Source organism: Saccharomonospora sp. CUA-673, from assembly GCF_001942305.1.
Lineage (GTDB): Bacteria > Actinomycetota > Actinomycetes > Mycobacteriales > Pseudonocardiaceae > Prauserella.
Map to the genome: position 1 here is coordinate 45,537 of NZ_MKKE01000027.1, position 9,867 is coordinate 55,403.

A 9,867-nucleotide genomic window follows, 5' to 3' on the forward strand; every position below is an offset into this window, starting at 1 on the left:
TGACTGGCCATTGAGGTGGGCTGCCCGAGTCATGGTGGGGCGTCGCACCTTGCTCGGGCTGGGGCTGGACAGGCGGCGCAGTGTCCGGCGGGGCGGATTTGGCCGTGTATCGCCCGGTGCGTGCGGGCGCGCTCGGTCAGTGTGGCGAGGTGGAGGCGGCTGCTCAGGCACGAGCGGAGCACGCACCAACAATGCGTCGCGGAGGGCGGCGCGAAGTTGACCAGTTCCGACGGGAGTGAGTGTGAGTCGCCCTGAGCTGGACGGCATTATCGTGATTCCGTCCAGAGATATGCCAACTCGCAACTTCACTGTGTGGCCTTGTTCGTCACGACAGCGCACAGTCCAGGTGTCGGAAGCTCTCCAGCCAGCACGCGCGAGTACTCCCAGAACGGTGTTCACGAGCCTGCGTCGTTTCATGGCGCCCGCCAGGTAACGGGGACAACCGTGGGCCCCGGCGGGCAGACGGAGGTCGGGGTCAGTGCCTGCCCGCCGGGTGTCAGAGAGGCCATGGCGGTCCCAACGGCGTTCGGGGCACCGATGGGGCCGCATGGTGGGGCCCTGACCGATCCACTCGGGGGACCACCGCGCACGCGGCAGTGGATCGTCAGGGAGTCGGGAGAGTCGCGATCCTGGAAGCCGGGGCCTGGCTGCTCTCCTCCATCGCGCTACGGCTGTCAAGTTCGCTGGGCATGGTGACCCCGCAGGCACTGCGGCCGGGCAAGCTCGCGATCCGGGACGAGGTTGGCGCTGACCGAATCGAGTTGCGAACTGCGGACGGTCGGCTCTCGGTGTCGCAGAAGCGAGCCAGTAGTCGTCGGAGCCCATCGAGATCACCCCTGAATGTCGGCCGAGTACCCCGTACATACTCAGATGAGAGCGGACATCATCGTGAGTACAATCAGAGTAAGTAGAGAGTACTCATGACGGTATGCTCCAAACGTGTGTACTTGTTGTTCCCTTGCTGTGATACTGAGATCGGTGCACGACGTACTCAGAACAAACCTGCAGGGAGCGCCACGATGGGAAATGCGCCGATGTCGAGCACGGTGCAAGCGCTCGAGCTGGGCCTACGGCTGCGCGAGCGTCGTGAGCAGCTGGGCTTGACGCTCAGTGCGGTGGGCAAGGAAACCGGCATCGGCGGCAACAACCTGTCGTCGATCGAGATCGCCAAGCGCAAGCTGACGGCGCCCAAGTTGGAAGCGTTGGTCCAGATCTACGGGTTGTCCGAGGAACAAGCCGACGAGCTTGAGGTTCTACGGAGCCGCACCGAGCAGCGGGAATGGTGGGACGACTACGCCCGTCTCTACTCGGAGGAGTTCCTCCGCTTCATCGGCTTGGAGGCTGGCAGTAGTGCCTTCCGTCAGTACACCGCGGAGACCATCCCTGGGCTGCTGCAGACCGCTGACTATGCCCGGGCGATGATCCGCGGTGGCTCTCCCTACATCAAACCCGTCGACGTCGGTCCGCGAATCGAGTCCCGGCTCGCCCGCCAAGCACGGCTCGAGGGGCCGGATCCGATCGACCTGACCGTCGTCATCGGCCAGACGGCCCTGCGGCAGGAGGTCGGCGGCCGCGACATCATGGTCCACCAGCTCTCCCGCCTGGCGAGCCTGGCCGAGGAACGCCGCGACCACATCAAGATCCATGTGATGCCCTACAGCGCGGGTGCCCACCCGGTCATCGGTGGCGGGTTGACGATCCTCTCGTTCCACTCGCAGCTCCTGCCGGACATGGTCTGGCAGGAGGCCGTCACCACCGGCGCGCTCATCGATAAGCCGCACATCGTTCGCGAACTGAGCGCGAGCCTGGACGAAGCTATCGACCGTGCGCTGGATCTCGACGCCTCCCTTGAGATCATTCACGAGGTCCGCAAAGAGATGGAGAGACAGCCATGAACAACACTCAATCCGCCAGCTCGGCACGAGGCTGGTTCAAGAGCTCGTTCAGCAACCCGTCCCAGGAATGCGTCGAGGTCAGGTTCGACGGCGACGTCGTCCATGTTCGGGACACCAAGGACCATGGAACCGGACCGGTCCTGAGCGTGCCGGCTGGCTACTGGGCTGACTTCCTCGAAGAAGTCATGGGACGAGCCCCAGCTGGTTCTAACACGGCCATTGAGATCGTCGTCCATGCTGACGGGGGAGTCGACCTGCGGACACACCACCACGCGGCCGGCCGCCTCTCCTATACCGCAGGTGAGTGGTCCGCGTTCGTTGCGGGGGTGCGGGGCTCCGAGTTCGATCTCCCCGTGGGCGGTCTGCTGGCAGTTTGAACGGCCGTCACGGGCGCATGAAAGGGCGGCGAACCAAGGCCTGACCGCCGCGTAAGCGGCGCTGCGGACTGTCACGCACGGTCTTGAAACAGTGGCCGAGTTGCGCCGGTCGATTCGTGTGAACGCACAGGAACTGCCGAGACTGCTTACACGCTTCTCACTGCGGTCAGTGCGACCGAACGCTCGCCGAGCGTTCACGGCCTGCAAGATCGTGCGGCCGAGGTGGCCAGCACGCTCTAGCTGCGCATGTCGCGGGGCGGTAGCGCCGTGGCGAGGTAGGGATTTCCGGTCGTTCCGTCGATGCAACGGTCTCGTCGGCGTCCGCTGTCGTCGCTTGGTTGTCGTGGGTGTGGTTGATCAGGTGCCGGAGCGGTGGAGATTCCGGTGAAACCGAGCCAACGAATGATTGATGCGCTCTGTTGCCTCCCAAGTAGACGCCATTCGGGTGATCGTCGTAGAACCCGGTCACACACAAGTGGAGCTGTCCGTAAGGTCCGTCGTTTGGGTCATGATCGCCTGACGCACTCAAGGAGAAGGACCGCAACGGACCATGTCAGCCGAGTATCTCGACCTCGACGGCAGCAACCTCGTTGTGGAGCGCAACGTACCTGCGCCCAGCGACATGTCGATCGTGGAACGCAAGGGGTGGGGGCACCCGGACACGCTTGCCGACCACCTTGCCGAACGCCTGTCGCGCGCCTACAGCCGCTACACGTTAGAAGAGTTCGGGGCCGTACTGCACCACAACTTCGACAAGCTGGCCCTGTTGGGTGGTTCTTCGGAGGTGCGGTACGGGGCGGGCCGGATGGTTGATCCGGTTCGGGTCTTGGTCAACGGGCGTGCTGCACGTGAGTGCGGTGGAGTGGCGGTCCCGGTAGACGAGCTCATCAGTACGGAGGTTGACGCATTCTTCGCCGAGCGACTACCGGAACTCGATGGACACTTGTCCATTGAACTCAACGTCACCAGTAACTCCAGCCCCGGCGCCGTACTGACCGACAGCAGTGGCCCGTCCGATCGGGAGCGCTGGTTTACGCCGAGATCGAGTGATGACCTGCGGGAACGACGTCAGTTACTCGCCAATGACACAAGTCTCGGCACCGGCTGGGCACCGCAGAACCGCACGGAAGAATTCGCGCGACTACTGGCCTATCACTTCTCGTCGCCGGAGGGCTTTCGAGCTTCCCAACCGTGGTGCGGTAGCGATGTGAAGGTCATGGTCCACAGCGTCGGTCGTGAGCTGGACGTGGTGCTTGCGGTTCCGCAGAAATGCGCGCACGCGGCCAGCCGAGCCGAGTACCTGGAGAACAAGGACGCTGTGCTGGCCGAATGCCACCGGCTGGCAGCCCGATACCTGCCCGGGATGCAGGCACGGTTTCGGCTCAATGCCCGCGATTTGCCCGAGCGAGACGAGCTATACCTGACCTACACCGGCTCATCGATCGAGTCCGGCGATGAGGGCGTCGTTGGACGCGGCAACCGGGTCAATGGGCTGATTACACCTCTACGTCCGATGAACGTGGAAGGCGCGAATGGCAAGAACCCCGTCTACCACGTTGGCAAGCTCTACAACGTCGCCGCGAACAGGATTGCCCAGCGGCTACACGACGCCACCGGCGGATACGTCGAAGTCCACCTGATCAGCGCCACTGGCCAACGGCTGGACCGCCCCTGGCGGGTCCTGGTCCGCCTCGCCGAGGACGGCGAGAGCTTGGCCGACGACAAACTGCGGGCACTGCTATTGGAGACCCTGGACGCGTTCCCTGCCTTGACCGACGAGCTTCTGACCGACGACGGCCCGACGTTGGCATGAGCAACCACACAACGTATCTGCTCCGCCATGGCCCCACCGCCTACAGCTCGGCCTACCGGGTCAACGGCAACCGTATGATCGACGTACCGCTGACCAGCGAAGGCGTGGCCGCCTGCTACGCGGCGCGCCCCCTGTTGCCGAGCGGCGAGGCGGTGGCGTGCGTGAGCAGCATGTTCGACCGGTGTGTGCGCACTGCTGAGTTGGTCACCGCTGGACGGGGAGAGGTGTCCCCTGAGGCTCACTTGAACGAGCTGGACTACGGGACGTTCGAGGGCTGCGCCTTCCTCGATTACGCCTACTGGCTGGCCGAGCATGGCCCGCACGTCGTGCCACCAGGTGGGCGTGAGTCGCAGCTCGAGGGAATCGTACGAATGCTCACCGGTCTACGCTGCGCAATGGAGCAACCTGGGCCGCGCGTGGTGGTTGCTCACGGGCTGATCGTATCCGTGATCAACTGGGCGCTGCTCCATCCAGGCTGCTCGCTGACCGACGTGTTTCTCCCCGCCGCGCCGTGTCTGAAGCCGCTGGTCATCGGCGACGAACAGCTGGACGCGCTGACCCGCTGGCTGATTGGCGATCTTCACCGGGCTGCGCGCGAGCACCGTCCGTGGCGGGTCAACCTGGGGGTATTCCCGCGAGAGGACGTCCTGGACTTGCTACCGTCGGTGCACACGCTTCAGTACATGGAAACGAGGACGAGGCGACTCATGCATGATGCCCGCACCCTGCTTGACCTGGGCGAAGACGCTGTGCGTTCGCTGGCCCGGCGGGGCTACACGCTCGACCTAGCCACGATTCAGGACCTGTTCACCCGCCGGAACTCCTCGATCAAGAGCGCGGACGAGCTGCGGGCTGAGTCGAAGAAGGTCGCTACTGAAGTGGGCAAAGCCAGCCGGGCCGGCGACGACGCCTCGGAGCTGAAGGAGCGGGCTCGAGCGCTCAAGGACCGCGTGCGCGAGCTGGAGGAGGAGCAGGAAAAGGTCGAGGGCGAGCTGCAGGAGGAGCTGCTTTCGATCCCGAACTTCCCGGCTGAGGATGTTCCCGACGGTGCGTCTGACGAGTTCAACGTCGAGATCCGCCAGCACGGCACTCCGCCGAGTTTCAGCTTCGACCCGAAGGACCATGTGGACCTCGGCGAAGCGATGGGCATCTTCGACTTCGGTCGGGCTGCCAAGCTTTCCGGCTCGCGATTCAGCGTCACGCGGGGCGCCGGCGCTGCACTGGAGCGTGCGCTCGCCACGTTCTTCTTGAGCCTGCATACCGGGCGTCATGGCTACCAGGAAATCAGCGTTCCCAACCTGGTGAACCGGACCACGATGACCGGCACCGGCCAGTTGCCGAAGTTCGAGGAAGATCTGTTTCGTACCGGGGTCGCTGACCGGGAGCTGTTCTTGATCCCGACCGCCGAGGTGCCGCTGACGAACCTGCACGCCGACGAGATCCTGCCTACCGAAGAGCTGCCCTACTCCTACACGGCGTGGACGCCGTGCTTCCGCTCGGAGGCCGGATCGTACGGGCGGGACACGCGCGGCATCCTGCGTCTGCACCAGTTCTCCAAGGTCGAGCTGGTGCGGGTGGTACGTCCCGAGGAATCGCGCGCGGAGCTGGAGAAAATGCTCGGCCACGCCGAAGCGTGCCTGAAGGAACTCGGGTTGGCGTACCGCGTGGTGGCCCTTGCGACCGGCGACCTCGGGTTCTCTGCAACGTTCACCTACGACATCGAGGTGTGGCTACCCAGCCAGAACAGCTACCGTGAGATCAGCTCCTGCTCCGACTGCGGCACGTTCCAGGCACGCCGCGCCGCGATCCGCACCAAGTCGAAGGACGGCCAGCGCGGGCTCGCCGCGACGTTGAACGGATCGGGTTTGCCGATCGGGCGCGCCTTGGCAGCACTGCTGGAGCAGAACCAACAGCAGGACGGCTCGGTCGTGCTGCCCGAGGCCCTGGTTCCATTCGCAGGATTCCGCAGGATCGCAGCAGACGGCACGCCCGAGTCCTGACAGCTCATGCTCGTCGGCGTCTGCGACTTCCCAGGCGACTATCCCTTCCCGCCGCCAGGATACGGAGGGATTGAACGGTGGCTGTGGGCGGTCGCGGTAGGTGCACGTGCCGCCGAGGCAGACGTGCACCTACTTGGCCCGCAGTGGCGGCCGGAACTGGCTACTGAATGGGAGATGCGGCTGGTTCGGCTGGAGGACATGAGCCTCGGCCGGCAGCAGGCCCGCAACGTTCGGAACACGGGCTACGACTTGTTGGTGGTCGGTCACGAATACCCTTCATTGCCTGCATGGAGGGCAGTGTGGGAGTCCTTGGACGCCGACGTGGCCACCTTCCAGCACTGGCCGTATTTTCAGCACCAGCCTGATGCCTTTGACGGTGTCCATTCACGGCTGTATTGCTACTCCGACCAGATGTGCGACCGCTACGCCGAACATCAGCCTATTCCGGAGCTTGCCGTGCACGTTGGGCTGGGAGAGGCCGAGCTACCCGCACAGGATGGTGGTGCGCTGCTGTGGATGGGACGAATCGACCAGCAGAAGGCGCCGCATCTGGCCATCCGTGCGGCCGCACTCGCAGGTCGGGAGATCATCCTCGCTGGACCGGTGTTCGACCACGACTACGTGCAGGCCCACAGCGCGGACTTCGGCGCCGAGCACGTCACCATGGTCGGCGAAGTCGGTGGCGACACGAAGAGTCGCCTTTTGGCCGAGGCGGGAACATTGATCTACACCTGCGCGCGGGAGTACATCGAAGCCGGAGCTGCCACCTTCGGCGAGGCCCTGCGCGCAGGGACGCCGGTCGTCGCGTTGGCGTGGCAATCAGGTACCTGCGCAGCGGCAGCATTATGCGCACGGACCGGCGTCGTGGTCCAACTCGATCGCGACGACGATGACGAAACCGCAGCCAAGGCGCTCGCGGACGCAATCGAGCAGATGGAGCCCGCCCGAGCCGCCGAGGTCCAGGAGATCGGACTCGCCCGATTCGATCCAGCCCGGCACTTCCGCGCACTGGCCACGCGACCATGTTGACTGGACGCGCTGTCGAGCTGCTCGCAGCGCTACGGCGGACCTTTCCGCGCTGGGACTGCACCCTCGACGGCGACCACATGAGACTCACTTACGGGAGCCCCGCTCCCACCTACCAACCCCCGCGCGCCGGCCATCCTGGCCCGAGATGATCGCGACGCTGACGGACGCCTGCGCCGCCCACGGCATCCAGCGCGGGCGGCTGCTGCCTTTGAAAGGGTTGGACGATGCCGAGCTGACCTTCTCCGCCGTCCAAGCCCTCGACCCGTACCTCAAGCACCGTCGGCGAGATGTCCTCACGCACGGGTTCATTCCACAACCGGTCGTACGATTTACGGGCCCACGAGACGCACACGGGGCGTTGCTGCCGGGTTTTGCGACATCATTCGTCAACGTGTCGATCGTCGAACCAATCGACACGATAGGCGATCACGCGGCTTTGATCGACACATGGATCAGCGCGCTCTCCCACCTCGGCTTCCACACCCGACACCTCACCATTAGCGGCAGACTCGCCATATGGCAGCGCGCCCCGGTCAGCGGAATCACGCTGCGGTTCCACCACGAAGACCGCGAACTCGGGGACGCCGTGTTGCTGTGGAACCACGAAGACCCCTCACAGCTGGCGACCGACATCGGATCGGGCCTGGAACGGCTTGCCTGGCTACTCACCTGCCAAAACTGGGACAAAGTCGTGTATGGCGCGCTAGCAGAGCAGGCAGCGCCGCGCGTGCTCGACGCCATACGCACTGCGACTCTCATCGTCGGCAGCGGCACTCGACCTGCCGCACGCGGGCCCGGCAGTGCTGTTCGCCGCCTGCTTCGCCTCGAAGACGAACGCATCGACGGCCTCGGATTCAGCCGAATCGTGCGGTGGGCGCACGCCTACTGGAATCGGATCGCGCCACTCCCGCTGCCCTGGCCACAGGTCTGCCAAATCATCGACGAGGAGACGCTCGACCACTCCGCATCCGGGGAGACACCGTGGCTCGCCTGACGAAGCAAATTCCTGCGGGAACGCACAACCGACTGATCGAGCACTATGGCCCGACCGTCCGCACCTGGCTACGCGGTGCCGAGGAAAACATCTCGGCTACGGCCGCGCGCTTCGGCCTCACAGTCGATGGATTCCATGATGCTGGCTGGGCTTCCGCGATCGGCGTGGGGCGCTTTCCGGACAATCAACCCGTGATCCTGAAAGCGTTCCCAGATCCTGAACGCTATGCCAACGAGCGAACAGCCCTGGAACATTGGGCAGGACACGCGGCATGCCGCCTGCTCGGTTCCGACAACGCAACCAGCGTTCTACTGATCGAACTGATCGGTGACACGGTGGGCGGATCGCCACGGCCGAGCGATGACATCCAACGGATCGCAAATGCGCTGCCTCAGCTCCATCAGGCCGAAGTGACGGGCAATAGCTCAGTCCCCACGCTTCGTGACTACTGCCGTCGAACGGTCTTGCCGAGGATCGAGGAACGCGCATCCCGCTTCGGCACGATACTCGGTGAGCACACCGTTCGCCGAGCCTTGAGTCTCGGCGCCGATCTGTGCGCGGAACCACAGCGCCCTGCGATGCTGCACACGGATCTCTACGCAGAGAACATCGTCTTCAACTCCGACCACGAACCCGTGTTCATTGACCCGCACCCCAAGATCGGCACTCCGGCCTTCGACTGGGCAGTCTGGTGCGTTTACTACCGAGACAACGATGGATTCACCAACAGGTTCGACCTTTGCCGGTCGCAGGCTCCGGCCCTCGCGGATGAAGCGCTGGCATGGTCACTCACCCTGGCAGTAGACGGAGCCTTGTACTACTCGGACAAGGAAGATCCCCGAGTGGCAACGACGCTATCGATTCTCGAATCGCCGGAGTTGGCGAACCTTTGCCGCTGACAACAGCATCGTTGCATCCAACTATTCATGGTCCAGTGACTGGAGCCAGCTACCATTGGACCTTGAAGCGCTTCCTGCCCGCCGGCGCCACACTCGTCATCTATGGTCCCGTAGGGAGCCCATACAGATGCGAAGGGAAGCGCGCGTCGTGACGCTCCAAGCTCAGTGCTGGGTCCACGACGCCGGCCAGCCACCGGTCGAGAAGGTTGCAGAGCTGGCGACCAGTGAAGAGGTCCGGGCGTTCGTGACGACGCTCGCCGACGAGACGGTGAGTGACGCGATCCTGACCCACTTCTCGCGTCCCCGTGTCGACACGGGGATTCCCGATGACGATGCTCCGCGCGGTTATCTCACAATGCCGGATCACTCGGTCATCGTCGGCATCCACGGAGACCGAGGGGCGCTCTCGTACCGCGGCAACGACGGGCGCGGCTCCGACCCCGTTCATCTCTACAGTCGCGGTGATGGTCCGGATCAGCCGGTGCTGTACGAGACCGACGAGTTCCCGCCCCACTGCGAGGTCCCGATCGAGGCGGTTGCCGACGCTCTGATCGAGTTCCTCGACACCGCGAAACGCCCCCTCAACCTCGCTTGGCAACCCGAGAGCGCCCCCGCAGCGGGCTAGGTCCGTTGCTGCCGTGAATCGTAGGCGGCCCCTGCTCCCTTACGCGGTTCGCGCGGGGACGATCTCGGTCCACGGTTCCCTGAGCGTTCGCAGGTGAAGGCCTGCTGCCTCTAGAGTCGTGCGGTCGAGGCTGCCGTGACTGGGCCCCGTTTGGTGGTCCAGTGGTTATGAGAGTGCGGGTTGGTTGGTGATCCACTGCTCGCGGAAGGTGGTCGGGGGTTGGCCGCCGAGCGAG

Annotated in this window: 8 protein-coding genes; all 8 read left to right on the plus strand. The window is 64.5% G+C overall.

Annotated features, from left to right (window positions below; genetic code table 11):
• The first annotated feature begins 1,034 nt into the window (after window positions 1–1,034).
• The 8 genes from BJF85_RS13875 (at window position 1,035) to BJF85_RS13915 (ending at window position 9,632) form a co-directional block, all read left to right on the plus strand.
• The gene (locus BJF85_RS13875; protein WP_255375619.1) at window positions 1,035–1,895 is read left to right on the plus strand and encodes a helix-turn-helix transcriptional regulator; all 861 of its coding nucleotides are present in this window, start codon (window positions 1,035–1,037) and stop codon (window positions 1,893–1,895) included.
• The gene (locus tag BJF85_RS13880) at window positions 1,892–2,272 is read left to right on the plus strand and encodes a DUF397 domain-containing protein (protein WP_075847965.1); all 381 of its coding nucleotides are present in this window, start codon (window positions 1,892–1,894) and stop codon (window positions 2,270–2,272) included. Before BJF85_RS13875 ends, BJF85_RS13880 begins: the two co-directional genes overlap by 4 nt.
• Window positions 2,273–2,822: 550 nt before the next feature.
• On the plus strand, window positions 2,823–4,085 hold the full coding sequence (locus BJF85_RS13885) for a methionine adenosyltransferase (protein ID WP_075847967.1): 1,263 nt from the start codon (window positions 2,823–2,825) through the stop codon (window positions 4,083–4,085).
• On the plus strand, window positions 4,082–6,085 hold the full coding sequence (gene serS / locus BJF85_RS26625) for a serine--tRNA ligase (RefSeq protein WP_083666355.1): 2,004 nt from the start codon (window positions 4,082–4,084) through the stop codon (window positions 6,083–6,085). The genes BJF85_RS13885 and serS overlap by 4 nt, the downstream gene beginning before the upstream one ends.
• Window positions 6,086–6,091: 6 nt before the next feature.
• Window positions 6,092–7,114, plus strand: coding sequence for a glycosyltransferase (locus tag BJF85_RS13900; RefSeq protein WP_075847969.1), 1,023 nt, complete (start codon window positions 6,092–6,094; stop codon window positions 7,112–7,114).
• Between the two features lie 145 nt (window positions 7,115–7,259).
• Complete coding sequence (locus BJF85_RS28025) at window positions 7,260–8,108, plus strand: hypothetical protein (protein WP_158056945.1); 849 nt, start codon at window positions 7,260–7,262, stop codon at window positions 8,106–8,108.
• Complete coding sequence (locus tag BJF85_RS13910; protein ID WP_075847971.1) at window positions 8,096–9,007, plus strand: aminoglycoside phosphotransferase family protein; 912 nt, start codon at window positions 8,096–8,098, stop codon at window positions 9,005–9,007. The genes BJF85_RS28025 and BJF85_RS13910 overlap by 13 nt, the downstream gene beginning before the upstream one ends.
• 148 nt (window positions 9,008–9,155) lie before the next feature.
• The gene (locus tag BJF85_RS13915) at window positions 9,156–9,632 is read left to right on the plus strand and encodes an Imm1 family immunity protein (RefSeq protein WP_075847993.1); all 477 of its coding nucleotides are present in this window, start codon (window positions 9,156–9,158) and stop codon (window positions 9,630–9,632) included.
• The last annotated feature ends 235 nt before the right edge of the window (window positions 9,633–9,867 follow it).